18 protein-coding genes are annotated in these 21,546 nt (G+C 74.2%); 15 read left to right on the plus strand and 3 right to left on the minus strand.

Going from position 1 to position 21,546, the window contains the following annotated elements; genetic code table 11:
* The first annotated feature begins 100 nt into the window (after window positions 1–100).
* From ZF1_RS08840 to ZF1_RS08850, 3 genes are all read left to right on the plus strand, one after another.
* Window positions 101–1,489 (plus strand): OFA family MFS transporter, encoded by a 1,389-nt coding sequence (locus tag ZF1_RS08840; protein ID WP_482636969.1) that lies wholly within the window; start codon window positions 101–103, stop codon window positions 1,487–1,489.
* A complete protein-coding gene (locus ZF1_RS08845) occupies window positions 1,486–1,632 on the plus strand; it encodes an MFS transporter small subunit (protein WP_157818505.1) in 147 nt (48 codons plus the stop codon). The genes ZF1_RS08840 and ZF1_RS08845 overlap by 4 nt, the downstream gene beginning before the upstream one ends.
* 66 nt (window positions 1,633–1,698) lie before the next feature.
* Window positions 1,699–3,243: an alkaline phosphatase D family protein gene (locus tag ZF1_RS08850; RefSeq protein WP_482636970.1), complete on the plus strand. Its 1,545-nt coding sequence runs from the start codon at window positions 1,699–1,701 to the stop codon at window positions 3,241–3,243.
* Between the two features lie 235 nt (window positions 3,244–3,478).
* Here the strand turns inward: ZF1_RS08850 and ZF1_RS08855 are convergent, their stop codons facing one another.
* Together ZF1_RS08855 and ZF1_RS08860 are read right to left on the minus strand one after the other, a co-directional pair.
* Window positions 3,479–4,939, minus strand: a complete 1,461-nt coding sequence (locus ZF1_RS08855) for an MFS transporter (protein WP_482636971.1) — start codon at window positions 4,937–4,939, stop codon at window positions 3,479–3,481.
* Window positions 4,940–5,035: 96 nt separating this feature from the next.
* On the minus strand, window positions 5,036–5,458 hold the full coding sequence (locus ZF1_RS08860) for a PPOX class F420-dependent oxidoreductase (protein WP_346107610.1): 423 nt from the start codon (window positions 5,456–5,458) through the stop codon (window positions 5,036–5,038).
* Between the two features lie 189 nt (window positions 5,459–5,647).
* On the opposite strand from ZF1_RS08860, the gene ZF1_RS08865 reads away from it, so the two are divergent.
* The 10 genes from ZF1_RS08865 to ZF1_RS08910 all read left to right on the plus strand — a co-directional run bounded on the left by ZF1_RS08865 (window position 5,648) and on the right by ZF1_RS08910 (window position 18,340).
* Window positions 5,648–6,169, plus strand: coding sequence for a hypothetical protein (locus ZF1_RS08865; protein WP_251784743.1), 522 nt, complete (start codon window positions 5,648–5,650; stop codon window positions 6,167–6,169).
* Between the two features lie 257 nt (window positions 6,170–6,426).
* Window positions 6,427–7,557, plus strand: a complete 1,131-nt coding sequence (locus ZF1_RS08870) for an acetamidase/formamidase family protein (protein ID WP_482636972.1) — start codon at window positions 6,427–6,429, stop codon at window positions 7,555–7,557.
* 55 nt (window positions 7,558–7,612) lie between these two features.
* The gene (locus tag ZF1_RS08875; RefSeq protein WP_482636973.1) at window positions 7,613–10,249 is read left to right on the plus strand and encodes a valine--tRNA ligase; all 2,637 of its coding nucleotides are present in this window, start codon (window positions 7,613–7,615) and stop codon (window positions 10,247–10,249) included.
* A gap of 7 nt (window positions 10,250–10,256) precedes the next feature.
* The gene (locus ZF1_RS08880; RefSeq protein WP_374231410.1) at window positions 10,257–11,894 is read left to right on the plus strand and encodes a bifunctional folylpolyglutamate synthase/dihydrofolate synthase; all 1,638 of its coding nucleotides are present in this window, start codon (window positions 10,257–10,259) and stop codon (window positions 11,892–11,894) included.
* On the plus strand, window positions 11,891–12,301 hold the full coding sequence (locus ZF1_RS08885; RefSeq protein WP_307799092.1) for a DUF4233 domain-containing protein: 411 nt from the start codon (window positions 11,891–11,893) through the stop codon (window positions 12,299–12,301). The genes ZF1_RS08880 and ZF1_RS08885 overlap by 4 nt, the downstream gene beginning before the upstream one ends.
* 72 nt (window positions 12,302–12,373) lie before the next feature.
* Window positions 12,374–12,784, plus strand: coding sequence for a nucleoside-diphosphate kinase (gene ndk / locus ZF1_RS08890; protein WP_062404405.1), 411 nt, complete (start codon window positions 12,374–12,376; stop codon window positions 12,782–12,784).
* Window positions 12,781–13,305, plus strand: a complete 525-nt coding sequence (locus tag ZF1_RS08895) for a GNAT family N-acetyltransferase (protein WP_476654206.1) — start codon at window positions 12,781–12,783, stop codon at window positions 13,303–13,305. Before ndk ends, ZF1_RS08895 begins: the two co-directional genes overlap by 4 nt.
* Window positions 13,306–13,382: 77 nt before the next feature.
* The gene (locus ZF1_RS08900) at window positions 13,383–14,159 is read left to right on the plus strand and encodes a hypothetical protein (RefSeq protein WP_476654207.1); all 777 of its coding nucleotides are present in this window, start codon (window positions 13,383–13,385) and stop codon (window positions 14,157–14,159) included.
* A gap of 90 nt (window positions 14,160–14,249) precedes the next feature.
* A complete protein-coding gene (gene dapA, locus ZF1_RS08905) occupies window positions 14,250–15,128 on the plus strand; it encodes a 4-hydroxy-tetrahydrodipicolinate synthase (RefSeq protein WP_073578071.1) in 879 nt (292 codons plus the stop codon).
* Window positions 15,125–18,340, plus strand: a complete 3,216-nt coding sequence (locus tag ZF1_RS08910; RefSeq protein WP_482638688.1) for an acetyl-CoA carboxylase family protein — start codon at window positions 15,125–15,127, stop codon at window positions 18,338–18,340. Before dapA ends, ZF1_RS08910 begins: the two co-directional genes overlap by 4 nt.
* A gap of 13 nt (window positions 18,341–18,353) precedes the next feature.
* On the opposite strand, the gene ZF1_RS08915 is transcribed toward ZF1_RS08910, so the two are convergent.
* Window positions 18,354–19,163 carry a MerR family transcriptional regulator gene (locus ZF1_RS08915; RefSeq protein WP_208819397.1) on the minus strand — a complete coding sequence of 270 codons (810 nt, stop codon included), beginning with the start codon at window positions 19,161–19,163 and terminating at the stop codon, window positions 18,354–18,356.
* Window positions 19,164–19,250: 87 nt separating this feature from the next.
* Here ZF1_RS08915 and ZF1_RS08920 point away from each other — a divergent pair, with 87 nt between their 5' ends.
* Together ZF1_RS08920 and ZF1_RS08925 are read left to right on the plus strand one after the other, a co-directional pair.
* Entirely contained in the window at window positions 19,251–20,309 is a 1,059-nt protein-coding gene (locus tag ZF1_RS08920) for a ferredoxin reductase (protein WP_482636974.1), read from the plus strand.
* A 29-nt stretch (window positions 20,310–20,338) separates the two neighbouring features.
* On the plus strand, window positions 20,339–21,520 hold the full coding sequence (locus ZF1_RS08925) for a fatty acid desaturase family protein (protein WP_224403115.1): 1,182 nt from the start codon (window positions 20,339–20,341) through the stop codon (window positions 21,518–21,520).
* Window positions 21,521–21,546 lie beyond the last annotated feature (26 nt).

A 21,546-nucleotide genomic window follows, 5' to 3' on the forward strand; every position in this document is an offset into this window, starting at 1 on the left:
CCTGCAGGTGGGACCGGCGTTGTCGTTTCGAGACCCGCTCGGGTTGCTGCACCCTTCCGCACTACTTAGCGTTGCTCCGTCAACTACGACGGAGGGCGACATGTCCGGATTTCTCACGCGGGAGCGCATCGTCGCTCCACCCGGATGGAGCCGTTGGCTCGTCCCACCGGCCGCGCTGTCCATCCACCTGGCCATCGGCCAGGTCTACGCCTGGAGCGTCTTCAAGACCCCGCTGGCGAACGCGCTCGACCTGTCGGGCGTCGCCACGGCGCTGCCCTTCACGCTCGGCATCATCATGCTGGGCCTGTCCTCGGCGCTGTTCGGCACGAAGGTCGACAGCAACGGCCCGCGCTGGGCGATGGTCGTCGCGTCGAGCTGTTTCGTCGCCGGGTTCCTGATCTCGGGTCTCGGTCTCTACGCCGAGCAGTACTGGCTGGTCGTGCTGGGCTACGGCTTCGTCGGCGGCATCGGCCTGGGCATCGGCTACATCTCGCCGGTCTCCACATTGATCAAGTGGTTCCCGGACCGACCGGGTCTGTCCACCGGCCTGGCGATCATGGGCTTCGGTGGCGGCGCGCTCATCGCGACCCCGCTCACGAACTCGCTGCTGTCGGCGTTCGGCGGGTCCGGTGACGGGGCCACCTCGGCCGGCATCGGGTCCACGTTCCTCACGATGGGCCTGATCTACCTCGTCTTCATGTCGGTCGGCTGGATCCTCATCCGGGTGCCCGCCGAGGGCTGGACGCCGCCGGGCTGGGACCCGTCGACGGCCAAGAAGAGCGGGATGATCTCGACCGGCAACGTCTCGGCGAACAACGCGATCCGCACGCCGCAGTTCTGGCTGCTGTGGGTCGTGCTGTGCTTCAACGTCACCGCGGGCATCGGCATCCTGGAACGGGCCTCGCCGATCTTCCAGGACTTCTTCGCGGAGAACGGGGCCACGGCCACCCTCGCCGCGGCGGCGGGCGGGTTCGTCGCGATCCTGTCGCTGGCGAACTCGGCCGGGCGCATCGCCTGGTCGTCGCTGTCGGACGTGCTGGGTCGCAAGAACATGTACCGCATCTACCTGGGCGTCGGCGCGCTGCTGTACCTGCTGATCACGCTGATCCCGAACCAGTCGCGGGCGCTGTTCATCGTCGCCGCGGTGCTGATCCTGTCGTTCTACGGCGCCGGGTTCGCCACCGTCCCGGCGTACCTGCGGGACCTGTTCGGCACCTACCAGGTCGGCGCGATCCACGGCCGCCTGCTGACGGCGTGGTCCACCGCGGGCGTCCTCGGTCCGCTGATCGTCAACGCGATCGCCGACGCGCGGATCGACGCCGGTGTCGAGGGACCGGCCCGCTACACGACCGCGTTCATCATCATGATCGTGTTGCTGGTCATCGCGTTCGTCTGCAACGAGCTGATCCGCCCGGTCGACGGGAAGTTCCACGAGCCCACCGTCGCGGCGGCCGCGCCGGGCTCGACACGGCAGAAGGAGACCGCGTGAGCAGCGTTGCCGAGACCGGCGGGTCGTCGACCTGGGGGCCGGTGCAGTGGATCGGGGCCGTCCTGGCCTGGGTGTGGGTCGGCGTCCCGTTCGCCTACGGGCTGTACGAGCTCGTCCTGAAGATCCCCGCCCTGTTCGGCTGAGTCTTCGCCCGCCGTTCACCCGTACGGTCCGGTTCATGGTCACTCGTCCGGGTGAGAACGGCGGGCGTGGTTCTCTCCCGACGCTCCCTGTTCCGCACCGCGGCCGCCGGCGGTCTCGCCGGCGCCGCGGCCCTCGCCCTGCCGGGGACGGGTGCGGCCGCACCCGCCCTGATGCGCTCCGGCCGGCCGGTCCTGACCCACGGCGTCGCCGCCGGTGACGTCCGGCCCGGCTCCGGGCTCGTCTGGACCCGCGCCGACCGGCCGTCGCGGATGGTCGTGGAGGTCGCGGGCTCGCCGGACTTCCGGCGGGCGCTGCGGGTCCCCGGCCCGGTGCTGACCCCGGACACCGACCTCACCGGGAAGCTGCGGGTCCCGGCGACGCGGGGGCGGGTGCACTACCGCGTCGTCGCCGAGCCGCTCGACGGCGGTCCCGCGAGCGCGCCGCTGACCGGCTCCTTCCGGGCGGTCCCCGGGCGCGGCGAGCCGGTGCGGATCCAGTGGTCCGGCGACGTCGTCGGGCAGGGCTGGGGCATCGACCGCGCCACCGGCGGCATGCGGATCTTCTCCGCGATGGCCGACCGCGACCCCGACCTGTTCCTGCACTCCGGCGACACCGTCTACGCCGACGGCCCGCTCACCGAGACCGTCACGCTGCCCGACGGCCGGGTGTGGCGCAACGAGATGACGCCCGAGAAGGCGAAGGTCGCCGAGACCCTGACCGAGTTCCGCGGCCAGTTCGCCTACAACCTGCGCGACGACAACCTGCGCCGGTTCGCCGCCTCGGTCGGTCAGATCGTGCAGTGGGACGACCACGAGGTCACCAACAACTGGTACCCGGGGGAGATCCTCACCGGCGAGGTGGGGGAGCGCTACACCGAGAAGCGGGTGGACGTGCTCGCGGCCCGCGGGTTCCGCGCGTTCCACGAGTGGCAGCCGGTCGACCCACGCACCGCCGTCGACGGACGGGTGTACCGGCGGGTGCCGTTCGGCCCGCACGTCGAGGTGTTCGTGCTGGACATGCGCACCTACCGCGGCGCGAACTCCGCCAACACCGGCCGCGGCGAGCGGATCCTGGGGGAGGCCCAGGCCCGCTGGCTCGTCGACGCGCTCGCGTCGTCGCGGGCGACCTGGAAGATCGTCGCCTCGGACATGCCGATCGGCGTGCTGGTGCCCGACGGCGACACCGCCTGGGAGGCCGTGGCCAACGGGGTGCCCGGTCCGCCGAGCGGACGGGAGTCCGAGATCGCCGGGGTGCTGGCCGGCATTCGCCGGCGGAGGGTCCGCAACGTGGTCTGGGTGACCGCGGACGTGCACTACACCGCCGCCCACCACTACGCCCCGGAGCGCGCCGCGTTCACCGACTTCGACCCGTTCTGGGAGTTCGTGTCCGGCCCGCTGCACGCCGGTGCCTTCGGTCCGAACGAGCTCGACCCGACCTTCGGTCCGCGGGCGGAGTTCGTGCGCGGACCGTCCCGGCAGGGCGCGAGCCCGCTGGAGGGGTTCCAGCACTTCGGGGAGCTCGACGTCGCCCCCGACGGGACGACCCTGGAGGTCCACCTGCGCGACCAGGCCGGCGCCTCCCTCTGGACCACCACCCTGCGCCGGACCTGACGACCCGCGTACGCGGCCCCCGCGCCCGGAGCCCCCGTGGCGGTCACCGGCGGCCCGCCGCACCCCTGCGGGGGTCGTCGCACCCTCCGCGGCGGGTGCGACGACCCCGGCCGGGGTGCGACGGCTCCTCCGGCCGCGCCCACACCCTCCGGCGGGCACCCACACCTGTCGCGACGGGTGTGGGAGCCCGCCAGGGGGTGTGGATCCAGGCGACGGCCGGGTGCCCACGCCCGGGTCAGCGCCGGGGTGCGGAGTCCGGCTCCGCGGGGAGCCGGGCGGCGGTGGCCGGTCCGGGGACGGGGGTGGTGGTCACGGCCACGGCGGCCTCCGCGGCGGGGGTGACGGACCCGGTGGGCGCGGTCGCGTAGGCGGCGGACAGGCGACGGTAGGGGCGGCTCGCCAGGGCGGCCAGGGTCAGCACCACGCCCAGGGCGCCGCAGACCACGAACACCAGGGCGATCGCGCGGGCGGTGCCGGTGCCGAACCAGGAGCCGATCGCGGCCGCACCGGCGCCGCCGTCGCTCATGTAGGGAACCATCACCAGCTCGGTGAACGGGGCCAGCAGGAACGCGGTCAGCGGCGACGCGGCCTGCTCCACGCTCTGCGCGAACCCGAAGACCCGGCCCTGCCGCCCGTAGGGCACGACCCGCTGCAGCACGGTCTGCTCGGCGGCCTCGGCGAACGGCATGAGCAGCATGAACACCGCCATGCCGAGCGTGAGCAGCAGGATCGAGGCCTGCAGCGGGAACAGCATCGTCGAGGCCCAGAGCACGGCGTTGACCAGCAGCAACGACCGGACCGGGCGGCTGCCCAGCCCGATCCGGGCGACGAGGAGCCCGCCGACGATCACCCCGGCGGACAGCACGCCCCACAGCAGCCCCCAGGCCGCGACCGACATCATCGACAGGCCGTAGGGGTCCATCAGCGCCATGAACGCCCCGCCGAGCAGGTTGTTCACACAGGAGAACACGATCAGTGCGGGCAGCCCCGGCACACCCGCGACGAGCCGGACGGTGCCGCGCAGGTCGAGGCCGCCCCGCTCCTCGACGGTCACGGGGACGGCCGGGCCGGCCGGTGCGGGCACGGCCGGGATCCGGACCCGTGACAGATGCACCAGCGACACGACCAGCACGACGAGGGCGGCGACGAGCACCGACCGCATCCCGTCCACCGCGACGAGCAGCCCGGACGCGACCGAGGTGACCAGGAAGCTCACCCCGGTCGCGGTCCCGACCAGTCCGTTGGCGCGGTCCCGGACCGCGGCCGGGACGAGCAGGGTGACCAGGGTCGGGAGCGCGATCGTGCGCAGGTTCCCGGCGATCACCCCCAGCATCAGCGCGACGACCAGCGTCCACAGCAACGGGCCCGTCGGGTCGCGGAACGCCCCGTCGGGGGCGAGCAGCAGCAGGGCCAGACACAGCGCGTAGACCACGGCGGACACCGCCGCCGAGACCTGCATGACCGCGCGCTTGCCGAACCGGTCCACGACCCCGCCGAACGGGATCCCGGTCAGCGCCGTCGCCACCAGGAAGATCCCGGCGATGATGCCGGTCGCCGCGACCGACCCCGTCTCCAGGAACACCCAGAACGTCACGGCGAACCACACCGTGAAGTTCACGACCGACACGACCAGGGTGCTCACCAGCAGGTGCGCGAAGACCCGTTGCGTGCCGTGCCGGAGGTCGAGCTGCGTCATGGTCCACCGTCCTCTCGGGGTGATGGACCGACGCCGACGGCCGAACTCATCGCCCGCCGCGACGGTGGACGGTGAACCGGACTTCAGGTCAACCGATCACGCCGTCATGTCGAGGTGGGCGACCACCTTCGTCGGGCGGATCCGGACGACGAGCTCGCCGGGCACGCCGTTGCGCCGGCCGAACTCCTCGGCCCGGTCGGCGCCCATGTAGCGGCCTCCGAGCGCGGTCGCGGTGCGCAGGAGCTCGTCGGGGTCCGTGCTGATCTCGGCGACACCCTGCACCTGCACGAAGGCGTACGGCGGTGCGGGCAGGTCGGCGGTGAGCACGACCCGCGGGTCGCGGACGATCGCCCGTCCCTTCGCGGTGTCCGCCCCGGTGTCGAAGACGATCGTGTCGTCCTCGACGAGGAACCAGACCGGCGCGACGAGCGGGCGCCCGTCCTTCGCCGTCCAGCCGAGCATTCCGGTCCGGGTGCCGTGGTTCAGGAACTCGACGACCTCGGGTGAGAGAACGGGCATGTCGCCGAGCCTAGGCCGGAAACCCGCCCGACCACCCGGGCGACACCGGGTCGTGTCCGCCCGGACCGGCCGTGACCACACGCGCCCACCGCCGGGCCGTGCCGGCAGGCAGCCGTAGCCGCCGCCCGGCGGTCCCACGGACCCGCCCGGGGGTGCCGCGCCGCGCGCCGCCGGGGGAGGGTGTCCGCCATGGACGAGCTCACACCCGGCACCCTGCTCGGCCGCCAGGTCGACGGTGTCACGTGCGGACCCTCGGTGCTGGTGGTGACCGCGGTGCTGGCCGGCTCGGGGTGGCCCGGCGTGGTGGCGGACCGGTTCGCCGCCGCCCAGCGGACCGCGCACCGCCAGGCCAACCGGCTCTGGCCGCGCGCCCTGGGGACGACGCCGTGGGGGATGCGGGCGTGGCTGCGCCGGCACGCACCCGCCGCGGGACCGTTCCGGATCCGCCCGGCGACCCGCGACGCGCTCGCCGCGGTGCCCGCCGCCGTCGGCCCGGTTCCGCTGCTGGTCGGGTCCCGGTGGCTGCCGCGGCACTGGGTGCTGGTCCTGGGCGTCGACGCCGACGGCCGGTGGCGCGTCTACGAGCCCGGCTCCGGCCGGGTGCGGGCGTTCGACCCGGCGTTGCTCCGGCGGGGCGACCCGGCGGCCGTCGGCGGGGTGCTGGGGTGGCCGCGGCCGTGGTGCCTGCTGCTGCCCGCGGGCCGGGCGTAAACGAGCGGTGATCCGGACGTAACGGACGCGGGTGAGGGTGGGGACATGGCTCCCCCGATCCCCGCCCGCTGCTCGCCGCGCTCGGCCGGCGCGACTTCCTCCGCGCGGCCGCCGCCGTCACCGCGGCCGGAGGGCTGGCCGGCTGCGGCACGTCCGCCGCCCCCGGGTCCGTCGCGGCCGCGCTGCCGGACGGTCCGCTGCAGCCCGGTGCGGGCGACATCCCCGGCGACCACTACCTCGGGTCCGACCCGGCCGACGTGCGCTGGGGCTACGTCCCGGCGATCGGGGCCGCGCCGGTGCTGACGATGCGGTCGGGGCAGACGGTCACCATCGAGACCGTCTCCCACGAGGGCATCCTGGAGGACCAGGGCCGGGACCCGGTCGCCTGGTTCGGGCGCCACGGGGTGGCGGCCGACGGTGTGCTCTCCGACGCCGTCGCGGTCGCCCGGGACTACCGGCGCACGCCGCGCGACTTCGACGCCGACGGCCCGCACGTCATCACCGGGCCGGTGTTCGTCGAGGGGGCGCGCCCCGGCGACGTCCTGAAGGTCGAGACCCTGTCCGCGGTGCCCCGGGTGCCCTACGGCGTCGTCTCCAGCAGGCACGGGAAGGGGGCGCTCGGGCGCACCGCGTCCGGCGCGCCGCCCGCCGGGATCGCCCTCGACGAGGTCATGCCCCCGCCGGCCACCGACGGGCGCGCCACCGGCGACCCCGCGCGCTACGGCAACGTCTCGGTGTTCACCCCGGTCCGCGACGGGGCGGACGGCCCCGAGGGCTACCTGGCGTTCGGCGAGGGGCAGGAGGTGTCGTTCGGGCTGCGGCCCTTCATGGGCACCATGGGGGTGGCCCACGCCGCGGCCGCCGCGGAGAACGCCCCGGCGCTGAACTCGATCCCGCCGACCCTGGGCGGCGGCAACATCGACATCCGGCTGCTCGGCCCGGACTCGGCGTTCTACCTGCCGGTCCGCGCGGAGGGGGCGCTGTTCCACGTCGGCGACCCGCACCTGGCGATGGGTGACGGGGAGGTCGCCCTGACCGCGCTGGAGGGCTCGCTGCGTGCCACGTTCCGGCTCACCGTGTGCCGGCCGGGGGAGGGCACGGCGCCGTCGGTGGCCTTCGGCCACCCGTTCGGCGAGACCCCGGACGCCTGGGTGCCCATCGGGCTCTCCGACCCGGACGGGAGCATCGGCGGGCAGCAGGGCGACCTGGACGTCGCGATGCGCCGGGCCGTGGTCAACGCGCTCGACTTCCTGCAGGAGGACCGGGGCATGGACCGGGCGACGGCCTACGCCTACCTCTCCGCGGCGGCGGACTTCGCGGTCTCGCAGGTGGTGGACCGGACCGTCGGGGTGCACGGGGTCATCCCCAAGGCGCACTTCCGGTCCTGAGCGCGCGGGTCCGGGGGCCGGGAAACGTGTCGGTGTCGACTCGTAGACTTGACATGTGACCGAGACCCTGCCAGCGCGTACCGCCGACCTGCCCGCCAAGTGGACCCCGGGCGAGGTAGAGGGCGACATGTACCGCCGCTGGGTCGACGCCGGGTACTTCCGGGCCGACCCGTCGTCGGACAAGGACCCGTTCTGCATCGTCATCCCGCCGCCGAACGTCACCGGCAGCCTGCACCTGGGCCACGCGATGGACCACACGCTCATCGACGTGCTGACCCGGCGCGCCCGCATGCAGGGCCGTGACGCGCTGTGGCTGCCCGGGATGGACCACGCCGGCATCGCGACCCAGTCGGTCGTCGAGCGGCGGATGGCGGCCGCGGGCGAGCCGGACCGGCACGCGATCGGCCGTGCGGCGTTCGTCGAGAAGGTCTGGCAGTGGAAGGCCGAGTCCGGCGGCTCGATCCTCGGGCAGATGGAGCGCCTGGGCGACGGCGTCGACTGGTCCCGCGAGCGCTTCACCCTCGACGAGGGCCTGTCCCGCGCCGTCGCCACCGTCTTCAAGAAGATGTTCGACGACGGACTGATCTACCGGGCCGAGCGCCTGGTCAACTGGTCCCCGGCGCTGCGCTCGGCGATCTCCGACATCGAGGTCGACCACATCGAGACCGAGGGCGAGCTGGTCTCGATGCGCTACGGCGACGGGGACGCCTCGCTCGTCGTCGCGACCACCCGGGTCGAGACGATGCTCGGTGACACCGCGGTCGCCGTCCACCCCGACGACGAGCGCTACGCGCACCTGGTCGGCACCGAGATCGAGATGCCGATCACCGGCCGTCGGATCCCGGTCGTCGCCGACGACTACGTCGACCCCGAGTTCGGCTCGGGCGCCGTCAAGATCACCCCGGCGCACGACCCGAACGACTTCGAGCTGGGCCGCCGCCACGACCTGCCGATGCCGACGATCATGGACGAGGCCGGCACCATCGCCGGGACCGGCACCCGCTTCGACGGCATGGACCGCTTCGAGGCGCGCGTCGCGATCCGCGAGGAGCTGCGCGCGCAGGGCCGGATCGTCGCCGAGAAGCGCCCCTACCTGCACTCGGTCGGGCACGACTCGCGCACCGGCGTCCCGATCGAGCCGCGGCTGAGCCTGCAGTGGTTCGTCAAGGTCGAGCCGCTCGCCCGGTCCGCGGGCGACGCCGTCCGCTCCGGCGAGACCGTCCTGCACCCGAAGGAGCAGGCCAAGCGGTACTTCGACTGGGTCGACAACATGCACGACTGGACCATCAGCCGTCAGCTCTGGTGGGGGCACCGCATCCCGGTCTGGTACGGCCCGGCCGGCGAGGTCGTCTGCGTCGGACCGGACGAGCAGCCGCCGTCGGGCGAGGGCTGGCGTCAGGACCCCGACGTCCTCGACACGTGGTTCTCCTCCGGGCTGTGGCCGTTCTCCACGCTCGGCTGGCCGGACGAGACCCCGGACCTGGAGCGCTACTACCCGAACTCGGTCCTGGTCACCGGCTACGACATCCTGTTCTTCTGGGTCGTCCGGATGATGATGTTCGGGACCTACGTGATGGGGAAGGCCCCGTTCCGCGACGTCTACCTGCACGGGCTCATCCGCGACGAGCACGGCAAGAAGATGTCGAAGTCCAAGGGCAACGTCATCGACCCGCTGGCGCTGATCGACTCCTACGGCGCGGACGCGCTCCGGTTCACCATCGCCCGCGGCTCCAACCCCGGCACCGACATGTCGCTGTCGGAGGAGTGGGTCGCCGGGTCCCGGAACTTCACCACGAAGCTCTGGAACATCACCCGGTTCGCCCTGGCCAAGGGCGCGGACGCGAGCCTGCCGCTGCCCGCGCACGCCGACCGGACCGACGCCGACCGCTGGATCCTGGGCCGGCTCGCGGAGGTCCGCGCGCAGACCGACGAGCTGCTCGACGGCTACCAGTTCGCCAAGGCGACCGAGGGGCTCTACCACTTCGCCTGGGACGAGCTGGCCGACTGGTACGTCGAGCTCTGCAAGACCCAGCTCGACGACCCGGCCACCGAGCCGGGCACCCGGGCCGTCCTCGGGCACGTCCTCGACGCGCTGCTGCGGATGCTGCACCCGATCGCGCCGTTCGTCACCGAGGCGCTGTGGACCGCGCTGACCGGCGGCGAGACAGTCGTGACCGCGGCCTGGCCGACGGCCGAGGGCACCGGCGCGCCGGTCGACGCGGCCGCCACGGCCCGGGTCGCCGACGCGCAGAAGGTCATCACCGAGGTCCGCCGGTTCCGCACCGAGCAGGGGCTGCCCGACCGCAAGGCCGTCGCCGCCCGCCTCACCGGCCTCGACGCCGCCGGGCTGGCCGCGCACGAGCGCGCGCTGCGCTTCCTCAACCGGCTCGACCCGGCCGGTGACGACTTCGCCGCCACCGCGAGCTTCGAGGTCGCCACCTCCGGCGGTCCGGTCACCGTCGAGCTGGACACCTCGGGGGCGATCGACGTCGCCGCCGAGCGGGCCCGGCTCGGCAAGGACCTCGCCGTCGCCGAGAAGGAGCGCGACCAGGCGGACAAGAAGCTGACCAACCCCAAGTTCACCGAGAAGGCACCGGCCGAGGTCGTCGACGGGATCCGTGCCCGGCACGCGACCGCCGTCGCCGACATCGACCGCATCACCGCGCGGCTCGCCGCGCTCCCGGAGGCCTGATCCCGCCGTGGCGAAGGAGTACGACGAGTTCGACGACTTCACCGAGGCCGACTCGCCGACCTACGGCGGCGACCGGTGGGCCGAGGGCGGGTTCGGCGACTCGCCCGACGGTGAGCCGTCCGGCGGCGACGCCGAGCAGCAGCAGGACGACGAGCCCGGTGGCGAGGACCGCTCCGAGGACCCCGAGGCGTCCGCCGCGGCACCGGAGGACACCCAGGAGGCCCTGATCGCGGCCGTCCTGGACGAGATCCGCGGCGGGGGAGACCCCGACGTCGTCCCGGCCCAGTCCACGGTGACCGGCTACGCCGAGTTCCTCGCCGTCGACGCGGCGCTGGACCGGCGCTGGCCGGAGTCGGTGATGGAGCCGTCGCTGGAGCGCATGCAGGCGCTGTGCGACGCGCTGGGCGACCCGCAGCGCGGCTACCCGGTCGTGCACCTGACCGGCACCAACGGCAAGACCTCCACCTCCCGGATGGTCGACGCGCTGCTCACCGAGATCGGGCTGCGGACCGGGCGCTACACCAGCCCGCACCTGCAGCGCGCCACCGAGCGGATCAACCTGGACAACCGCCCGGTCACCCCCGAGCGCTACGTCGCGGCCTACCGCGAGGTCGAGCCGCTGGTCGAGCTCGTCGACGCCGAGCGCGGCGACGCGCCCGCGCTGAGCAAGTTCGAGGTGCTCACCGCGATGGCCTTCGCGGCGTTCTCCGACGCCCCGGTCGAGGCCGCGGTCGTCGAGGTCGGGCTCGGCGGGCGCTGGGACGCCACGAACGTCGCCGACGGGAACGTGGCGGTGGTCCTGCCGGTCGGGCTCGACCACGCCGAGTACCTCGGCGACGACATCACCGACATCGCCCGCGAGAAGGCCGGGATCATCAAGGAGGGGTCGGTCGCCGTCCTCGCGGCCCAGGACAAGCGGGTCGCCGAGGTCCTCCTGGAGCGCTGCGCCGAGGTCGGCGCACAGGTCGCCCGGGAGGGCGCCGAGTTCGGCGTCGTGGAGCGGGAGCTCGCCGTCGGCGGGCAGCGCCTGGAGCTGCAGGGTCTGTCCGGCCGCTACGACGAGATCTTCCTGCCGCTGCACGGCGAGCACCAGGCGTCGAACGCGGCGGTCGCACTGGCCGCGGCCGAGGCACTGGTCGGCGCCGGTACCGCGCAGCCCCTCGACCCCGACGCGGTCCGCGCCGCGTTCGCCTCGGTCCGCTCACCCGGGCGGCTCGAGCCCGTCGAGGGCGGGCCGGACCGGCCGACCGTGCTGCTCGACGCCGCGCACAACCCGGCCGGCGCCACCGCGCTCGCGGGCGCGCTGGGCTCGGAGTTCCGCTTCACCCGGCTCGTCGGCGTGATCGGGGTGCTGCAGGGCAAGGACGCCCGCGGCATCCTGGAGGGGCTGCAGCCGGCGCTGCACGAGGTCGTCGTCACCACCAACTCCTCGCCCCGCGCGATGGACCCCGACGAGCTCGGCGCGCTCGCCGCCGAGGTGTTCGGCTCCGAGCGGGTCAGTGTCGAGCCGTCGCTGGCCGAGGCCGTCGAGCAGGCCCGTGAGATCGCCGAGGAGGCGGGCGGGTCCGGGGTCGGCGTCGTCGTCACCGGGTCGGTCGTCACCGTCGGCGAGGCGCGGGCGCTGTTCGGGAAGGAACCGGAGTGAGCGACGTGCCGGGTGTGCCCGAGGGTGTGCGGCCGCCGCCCACCGACCCCATGAAGGGTGCCCGCGGCGTGTTCGCCGCGACGCTGATCCTGGAGGCGATCGTCGTCCTCCTGGCGCTGCTGGTGCTCCCGCGCTTCGGCACCGGGTCGACCGCGCTCGGCTTCGGGGTGGTGGCGGGCATCGCCGTCGCCATGATCCTGGCGTCCGGGGTGCAGCGGCGGCCGTGGGGGCTCACCGCGGCACTGGTGCTGCAGGGGGCGCTGCTCGTCGCGGCGCTGGTGTTCCTGTCCTCGCTGGTCGTGGTCGCGGTGGTGTTCATCCTCGTGTGGGCGGTCCTGGTCTGGATGCGGCGCGAGGTGGCCCGCCGGATGGCGGCGGGGACGCTGCCGTCGCAGCAGCAGGACTGACACACGGCGGTCCGGGCGCACTCGTGACGGTGGGTGCCGGACCCCCGGTGGGTCGTCGCTACCCTGTCGCGCGTGACTGAACGCACTCTCGTCCTGGTCAAGCCCGACGGCGTCGCGCGCAAGCTCGTCGGTGAGGTCGTCTCGCGCATCGAGCGCAAGGGCCTCGGCCTGGTGGCCCTCGACCTGCGCACGGTGGACCGTGAGCTGGCCGCCCAGCACTACGCCGAGCACGACGGCAAGCCCTTCTTCGAGGAGCTGCTGTCGTTCATCACCTCCGGCCCGGTCCTGGCCGCGGTCGTCGAGGGCCCCCGCGCCATCGCCGCCTGGCGGCAGATCGCCGGCGGCACCGACCCGGTGGAGAAGGCCACCCCCGGCAGCATCCGTGGCGACCTCGCCCTGGAGACCGGTTCCAACCTGGTGCACGGCTCGGACTCCCCGGAGTCGGCCGACCGGGAGATCAAGCTCTGGTTCCCGAACCTGTGACCGCAGGCGTCCCGGCCGTCCGCCGGGTCGTCGACCCCCGCCCCGGCGCCGCCGCCGCGCTCGGTGATCTCTGGATCGCCGTGACCGAGGCCGGCGGCGCCGTGGACTTCGTGCCCGGCGCCGACCCGGACGAGGTCCGCGCGCTGGCGGTCGAGACCGTCGACGCCGCCCGGTCCGGCGCGTCCCTGATGTTCGTGCTGGGGGAGGACACCGCCCCGCTGGGCACGGTCTTCCTGGTCCCGGGCACCGGCATCGCCGCGCACCGCGCGGACGTGCAGCGCCTCATGGTGCACCCGGACCTGCAGGGACGTGGTCTCGGTACGGTCCTGCTCGACGCCGCCGTCACCCACGCCCGGGAGACGGGCCTGGCGATGCTGACCCTCGGCGCCCGCGGCGGCACCCCGCTGCCCGCGTTCTACGCCGCCCGCGGCTTCGTCGAGTACGGCAGGCTGCCCGGCGGGGTGCTGCTCTCCCCGGAGGACGCGCGCGACGTCCACCTGTTCTTCCTGCCGCTCGGCTGACCCCCGGCCCGCGGGAAGATCGATTCCCCCCGACGGCCGGATGGCAGAGGGCGTCCCCGCGGTCCACCATGTGGGCCATGACCGTGCTCACCCCGCGCCCGACGACCGCGGACCTGGTCCGTGGAGTCGTCGTGGCGGTCCTGGCGATCCTGCAGGTGCTCGTGTCGGCGTTCGGGGGGTCGGGGATCGGCGCCGTCGCGCGCGACTACGACACCCCGCTGCTGGCCGCGGGCTGGGCGTTCTCGATCTGGGGGCTGATCTACCTGGGCGTGCTGGTCTACGCCGGCTACGCCCTGCTGCCCGGCCAGCGCGGCCGCGAGGTGCACCGCCGCGTCGGCTGGTGGGTCGCGGCGACCGCGGTGCTCAACCCGCTGTGGATCGCGGCCTTCTCGAACCGCTGGGTGGTCACCGCCGAGGTGCTGCTGGTCCTGCTCGTCGTCGCGCTCGGTGTCGTCTACGGACGGCTGTCCCGCGGCGTCGCCGACGGCTGGGCGGAACGGCTGGCGATGCGGCTGCCGCTGGCCATCTACCTCGGCTGGGCCTCGGCCGCGCTGGTGCTGGGTCTGATGGCGGCCGGCGTCGCGGTCGGGCTGCCGTCCGACGGGGTGCTCCCGCAGGTCGCGGCCATCCTGCTGCTCGTGATCCTCACCGCGGTCGTGCTGTCGGTCGTCGGTTCCACCGCCGGGTTCGCGGGCTTCGCCGGAGCGCTGTGCTGGGCGCTGATCGGCATCGTGGCGGGCGACCGGCCGATCGCCGTCACCCTGGTCGCGACGGTCGCGGCCGGGGCGATCGCGGTGCAGGCGGTGCGCCGGATCACGCGGTCGGTCCAGCCCGCCCGGCTGGCCCTGGGCTGAGCCGGCGGCTGAGAGGAAACCCGCACCGGGACGTCGGTCCCGCTTGCTACGGTCGCACCGGCAGGAGCAGCGGTACCAGGGAGGCCCGGCATGATCACCGGAAGCATCGTCGCGATCGTGACCCCGATGCACGACAGCGGCGAGGTCGACCACACGGCCCTCGGCGAGCTCGTCGAGCGGCAGGTCGACGCGGGCACCGCGGCGATCGTCTCGGTCGGCACGACCGGCGAGTCGTCCACGCTGTCGGTGCTCGAGCACACCGAGGTCATGCGGCGCACCATCGAGGTCGCGAACGGCCGGGTCCCGGTCATCGCCGGCACCGGGGCGAACTCCACCGCCGAGGCGATCCACCTGACCCGCGCCGCGCGGGCGGCCGGCGCCGACGGCGCGCTGCTCGTGACGCCGTACTACAACAAGCCCCCGCAGGAGGGCCTCTACCAGCACTTCAAGCGGATCGCCGAGACCGTCGACATCCCGCAGTACCTCTACAACGTCCCGGGCCGCACGGCCTGCGACATGCTGCCGTCGACGGTGGCCCGGCTGGCGGAGATCCCGAACATCGTCGGTCTCAAGGAGGCCAAGGGCGACCTGGACCGGGTCCGCGAGCTCGTCGCGCTGGGCCTGGACGACTTCGCGCTGTACTCCGGTGACGACGGCACCGCCCGCGCGTCGATGCTCGCCGGGTTCCACGGCGACATCTCGGTGACGGCGAACGTCGCCCCCGAGACGATGGCCCGGATGTGCAAGGCCGCCGTCGCCGGTGACGCCGAGACCGCCTCCGCGCTCGACGCCGACCTCGCGGGCCTGCACGCGGCGCTGTTCTCCGAGCCGAACCCGATCCCGGTGAAGTGGGCGCTGGCCGAGCTGGGGCTCATGCCCGGCGGGATCCGGCTGCCGCTGGTGCCGCTGGACGAGTGGCACCACGAGGACGTCCGCGCCGCGCTGCGGGCCGCGGGCCTGCTGTCCTGAGTCCTACGCTCCCCGGGGCGCTGCTCGTCGCCAACCGCGCCGAGATCGCGGTCCGGATCATGGAGACGGCGTCGGCGCTGGGCGTGCGCACGGTCGCCGTGCACGCGGCCGACGACGCCGCCTGCGCGCACGTCGCCCGCGCCGACGCCGCCGTCGCGCTGCCCGGCACCGGCGCCGCCGCCTACCTCGACGTCGATGCGCTGGTGCGGGCCGCCGTCGACGGCGGGGCCGGTGCGCTGCACCCCGGCTACGGGTTCGCCTCCGAGAGCCCGGCGCTGGCCCGGGCCTGCGCGGACGCCGGCGTGGTGTTCGTCGGGCCGTCGCCGCGGACGCTGGAGCTGTTCGGGGACAAGGCCGCCGCCCGCGACCACGCGGGCGCGCTCGGCGTACCGGTGCTGGAGGCCGTCGAACCCGCCGACGGCGCCGCGCTGCTGTCCCGCCTCGGCCCCGGCGGCGCCGTCATGGTCAAGGCCCGCTCCGGCGGCGGCGGGCGCGGGATGCGCCCGGTCACCGACCCGGCCGACCTCGACGACGCCGTCGCCCGCTGCTCGTCCGAGGCGCTCGCCGCGTTCGGCGACGGTGCGGTGCAGGTCGAACGCCTCCTGCCGGCCGCCCGGCACGTCGAGGTGCAGGTCCTCGGTGACGGCACCGGCGCCGTCGTGCTGGGGGACCGGGACTGCTCCGCGCAGCGCCGCCGGCAGAAGCTCGTCGAGATCGCGCCCGCCCCCGCCGTGCCCGCCCCGGTGCGCACACGGCTGCACGAGGCCGCGCTGCGCCTGTGCGACGGCTACCGCGGCCTCGCCACCGTCGAGTTCCTGCTCGCCGGGCAGGAGATCGCTTTCCTGGAGGTCAACCCGCGGATCCAGGTCGAGCACACCGTCACCGAGGAGACCACCGGCCTCGACCTCGTCGAGCTGGGGCTGCGGGTCGCCTACGGCGCCCGGCTCGCCGACCTCGGCCTCGTCGCCCCGCCCGCGCCGCGCGGGGCCGCGGTGCAGGCCCGGGTGACGACCGAGACCGTCGGGCAGGACGGGACCCTCGTCCCGGCCGCCGGGACCCTGACCCGCTTCCAGCCGCCCGCCGGGCGCGGGGTCCGCGTCGACACCCACGGCTACGCCGGGTACCGGGTCGGGCCGCGCTACGACCCGCTGCTGGCCAAGGTCGTCGCCCGCGGGGCGACGCCGGAGGCCGCGGCCGCCGCCACCCGGCGTGCCCTCGCCGGGTTCGACGTGGCCGGCGTCGCGGTCACCCTGGGGCTGCTGCAGGCCGTCCTCGCCCGCCCCGAGCTGGTCGACGGGACCCTGGACACCACCTTCGTCGACAGGCACCTGGCCGAGCTGGCCGCGGCGCCCCGCGAGACCGTGCTTCCCGCGACCGGTGCGCCGGCGCCCGGTGCGTCTGCGGCCGGTGACGCCGCCGGGAACGGATCGGCGCCGGGCCCGGCGGTCGAGGTCCCCGCGGACCGGACCGCCGTGCGCGCGTCCCGGCCCGGCGTCGTCGTGGCGCTGCCCACCCGGGCCGGGCAGGTCGTCGCCGCGGGCGGCGAGGTCGTCGTCCTCGAGTCGATGAAGATGGAGCACCCGGTCACCGCGGAGCGGCCGGCCCGGGTGGAGACGGTCGTCGTCGCCGTCGGGGACGCGGTCGAGGCGGGGGAGCTGCTCGCCGTCCTCGCCGACGCCGACGCCGCGGACGCCCCCGGCCGTACCGAGGACCTCGACCCCGACCGGATCCGGCCCGACCTGGCCGAGGTCCGCGACCGCCGCCACGGCGGGCTCGACGCCGGCCGGCCCGCCGCCGTCGCACGCCGGCGGTCGGCGGGGCGGCGCACCGCCCGGGAGAACGTCGCCGACCTGCTCGACCCCGACAGCCTCGTCGAGTACGGCGCGCTGACCCTGGCGGCGCAGCGGGCCCGTCGCAGCACCGCCGAGCTCGTCGCCCGCACCCCCGCCGACGGGATCGTCACCGGCACCGGGACCGTCGGCGGACGCCCGGTCGCCGTGCTGGCCTACGACTACACCGTGCTCGCCGGCACCCAGGGCGTGCTCAACCACCGCAAGACCGACCGGCTCCTCGAGCTCGCCGAGCGCGACCGGCTGCCGGTCGTCGTGTTCGCCGAGGGCGGCGGCGGCCGGCCGGGGGACACCGACACCTCCGCCGTCACCCAGCTCGACGTGCCGACCTTCCGGCTGTTCGCCCGCCTGCGCGACCGGGTCCCGACCGTCGCGGTCGTCGCCGGCTACTGCTTCGCCGGCAACGCGGCCCTCGCCGGGGCCTGCGAGCTGATCGTCGCGACCGAGGGCAGCAGCCTGGGCATGGGCGGCCCGGCGATGATCGAGGGCGGCGGGCTCGGCGTCGTCGCACCCGGTGACGTCGGACCGATGCCGGTGCAGTGGGCGAACGGCGTGGTCGACCTGCTCGTGCCCGACGACCGGGCCGCGGCCGCCGCGGCCCGCCGGTACCTGCGTCACGTCGCCGGGGACCCGGTGGCCGGCGGGCACGCCGACCAGCGGCTGCTGCGCCACCTCGTTTCGGAGAACCGGCTGCGCGCCTACGACGTCCGCCGCGTCGTCGACACCCTGTGCGACACCGGTTCCGTCGTCGAGCTGCGCGGCGGGTTCGGCGCGGGGATGGTCACCGCACTGGCCCGGCTCGACGGCCGCGCCGTCGGCGTGATCGCCAACGACCCCGAGCACCTCGGTGGCGCGATCGACGGCGACGCCGCGGACAAGGCCACCGCGTTCCTGACGCTGTGCCAGGCCCGCGGGCTGCCGGTCGTGTCGCTGTGCGACACCCCGGGGTTCATGGTCGGCCCGGACGCCGAGCGCACCGCGACCGTCCGCCGGTTCGGGGCGATGTTCGTCGCCGGCGCACGGCTGACGGTGCCGCTGGTGACGGTCGTCCTGCGCAAGGGCTACGGCCTCGGCGCGATGGCGATGGCCGGCGGTGACCTGCACGCACCGGTGCTGACCGTGGCCTGGCCCACCGGCGAGTTCGGCGGGATGGGGCTGGAGGGCGCGGTCCGCCTCGGCTTCCGCGACGAGCTGGCCGCGATCACCGACGAGACCGCGCGGCGGGCCCGCTACGACGAGCTCGTCGCCGGGTACTACGAGCGCGGCAAGGCGCTCGGCGTGGCGACCGTGTTCGAGATCGACGACGTCATCGACCCCGCCGACACCCGGGCCGTCGTCTCCCGCGCGCTGCGCGGGCGCTGACCGGCGCCGGTGGTCAGGACGGCTCCGCCCCGTCCGCGGACGGCCCCGCGGCGTCGGGTGCGACCGTGGGGCCCGCGCTCGTGGTCTTCACGTTGCGCACGATGTCGCGGCCGAAGGTGACGTCGACCCGCTCGGCCACGGCCAGCTCCAGCACGGCGATCATGACCTCGCCGGAGATACGGCGCATCCGCTCGATCGTCTCGTAGACGCGCGGCCACTGGTCGTCGGGACGGCCCTCGGCGTCGAAGGGCTGCCAGATCTCGCCGAGGAACAGGTCGACGTAGAGCCGGGCGACGGCGTCGGCGTGCTTGCGCAGCTGCTCGACGACGTCGAGCGAGCGGGTGATCGGGATGCCGAGACCGGTCAGCTCGGCGGCGGCGTTCATCAGCCGCGGGCTGATCTCCTCGTAGGTGTCGTCGCCCAGCTCGCGCAGCAGGCCCATCTTGACCCCGCGCTTGGCGACGCCGACGTCGGTGCTCTCGTACCGTTCGGCGAGCTCGGCGAGGTGCACGATCTGCCGGTCCTCGGGCGCGAACAGCGCGCGGACGGTCCGGATGAACTGCACGACCTGCTCGGTGGAGCCACCGGTGGTGTCGAGCAGCTTCTTGATCGTGTCGAGCTTGACGCCCTCGTCCTGCAGGTCCTGGATCAGCTCCAGACGCGCCGCGTGACCGGGGCCGTAGTAGCCCGTCCGGGCCTTGACCTGCGGCGGGGGCAGCAGCCCCCGGGACTGGTAGGCGCGGATGTTGCGCACCGTGACACCGCTGGACCGCGCCAGCTCGTCGATGGTGCGCCAGTCCGCCGACTCCGGGTCCTCGACCATGACACGGAGAATAGCAGGCGGACATGTGACACAGGATCCAGGCGACCCCGGTTGCTATGTGACATCGGACCGTGCACAGTTGATGTCATGTTCCGATCCGCTCCAGGCACGACCACGCGCCGCCGGGGCCTGCTGGCCGCCGCGAGCGCCCTCACGACCCCGCTGCTGCCCGAGGACTTCCTGACGCTGGTCGACCCGCTCTGGTCGACCACGTCGCTGCGCGGCCGGGTCGTCGCCCGTCGCCGCGAGACCGGCCGTGCGGTCTCGGTGACCATCGAGCCCGGGCGCGCCTGGGCCGGACACCGCGCCGGCCAGTACGTCGGCATCGGCGTCGAGGTCGACGGCGTCCGGCTCACCCGGAGCTACTCGCTGACCTCCCCCGAGGGCGCGGAGCACCTCACCGTGACCGTGCAGGAGGTCGACGGCGGCGCCGTGTCGCCGACCCTGGTCCGCGACCTGCCGATCGGCACGATCGTCGAGCTCGACCAGGCGGCGGGCGGTTTCGTCCTGCCCGACCCGCTCCCGGAGAAGCTGCTGTTCGTCACCGCGGGCAGCGGCATCACCCCGGTGATGGGCATGCTGCGCACGCTCGACCGCGCCGGGACGATGCCCGACGTCGTGCTCGTGCACGGCGCCCGCACGCCGGAGGACACGATCTTCCGCGCCGAGCTGGCCGGCCTCGCCGCGCGGCACCCGTCGCTGCGGGTCGTGCTGCGCCACAGCGCCGTCTCCGGGCGGCTCGACCCCGCGACCCTCGACGCCGCCGTCGCCGACCGGGCCGACCGGGCCGTGTACGCCTGCGGCCCCGACGGCCTGCTCGACGCCCTGGAGGACGCCTGGGACGGCGTCACCGCCGAGCGCTTCACCCCGCCGGCCCGCGCCACCGAGGGCACCGGCGGCACCGTCGACCTCGGCGGCGACGACGTCGTCGTCGAGTCCGGCCAGAGCCTCCTCGAGGCGGGGGAGGCCGCCGGGAAGCTCATGCCCAGCGGCTGCCGGATGGGCATCTGCTTCGGCTGCGTGCTGCCGCTGCGCGAGGGCCGGGTGCGCGACCTGCGCACCGGCGAGGCGCACGGCGAGCCCGGCGACCTGGTCCAGACCTGCATCAACTCCGCGTGCGGGCCCGCCCGCATCGACCTTCCCTGACACACCCGCTCCGACCGAAGGAGGTCCTCATGACCGCCGTCCTGGAGAACCCCACGCACGCCGAGCCCGGCCCCGAGGAGACCGGCCGCGAGCAGCACCCGCAGCGCCCGGTGCTGGAGCTCGTGCCGTCCTCGCGCCGCGAGGACGTGGCCGCGACCACCGACCTGACCGCCGAGCAGATCGAGGAGCTCGGCCGTCGCCTCGACGCGATCCGTGACCGGGTCCTCGCCGAGCGCGGCGCCTCGGACGCCGAGTACATCCGCGGCGTCATCCGCAAGCAGCGGGCGCTGGAGATCGGCGGCCGCGCGCTGCTGTTCGCCGGTGTCCTGCCCCCGGCCTGGATCGCCGGGACCGCCATGCTCTCGATCGCCAAGATCCTCGAGAACATGGAGATCGGTCACAACGTCATGCACGGCCAGTGGGACTGGATGCGTGACCCGAAGATCCACTCGTCGACCTGGGAGTGGGACAACGTCTCGTCCTCGGCGGAGTGGAAGCACTCGCACAACTACATGCACCACACCTACACCAACGTCGTCGGCAAGGACCGCGACGTGGGCTACGGGATCCTGCGGCTGTCCGAGGAGCAGCGGTGGACGCCGTACTACCTGGGCAACCCGCTGTACAACCTCCTGCTCAGCCTGTTCTTCGAGTACGGCGTCGCGCTGCACGACCTCGAGGTCGAGAAGGTCGTGGCGGGGGAGAAGCCGCTGAGCCGGGTGTGGCAGCAGGTCAAGTCGATCGGTCGCAAGACCGGGCGCCAGATCCTGAAGGACTACGTCGCGTTCCCCGCGCTGGCCGGGCCGTTCTTCCTGCCGGTGCTCGCGGGCAACCTCACCGCGAACCTGGTGCGCAACGTCTGGTCGCACGCGGTCATCTTCTGCGGGCACTTCCCGACCGGCGCGGTGCAGTTCACCGAGGAGCAGCTGGAGGACGAGAGCCGCGGCGAGTGGTACGTCCGTCAGCTGCTGGGCTCGGCCAACCTCGAGGGCGGCCGGTTCTTCCATCTGATGACCGGCCAGCTGTCCTTCCAGATCGAGCACCACCTGTTCCCCGACCTGCCCAGCAACCGCTACGCCGAGATCGCGCCCGAGGTGCGGGAGCTGTGCCGGGAGTACGGGCTGGAGTACACGACCGGGCCGCTGTGGAAGCAGTACATGCAGGTCCTGGGCACGATCAACCGACTGGCCCTGCCGAACGGGAAGCGCTGATAGCTTCCGATCCGTCCGGGTCGGCG

Source organism: Pseudonocardia sp. ZF1 (assembly GCF_056835605.1).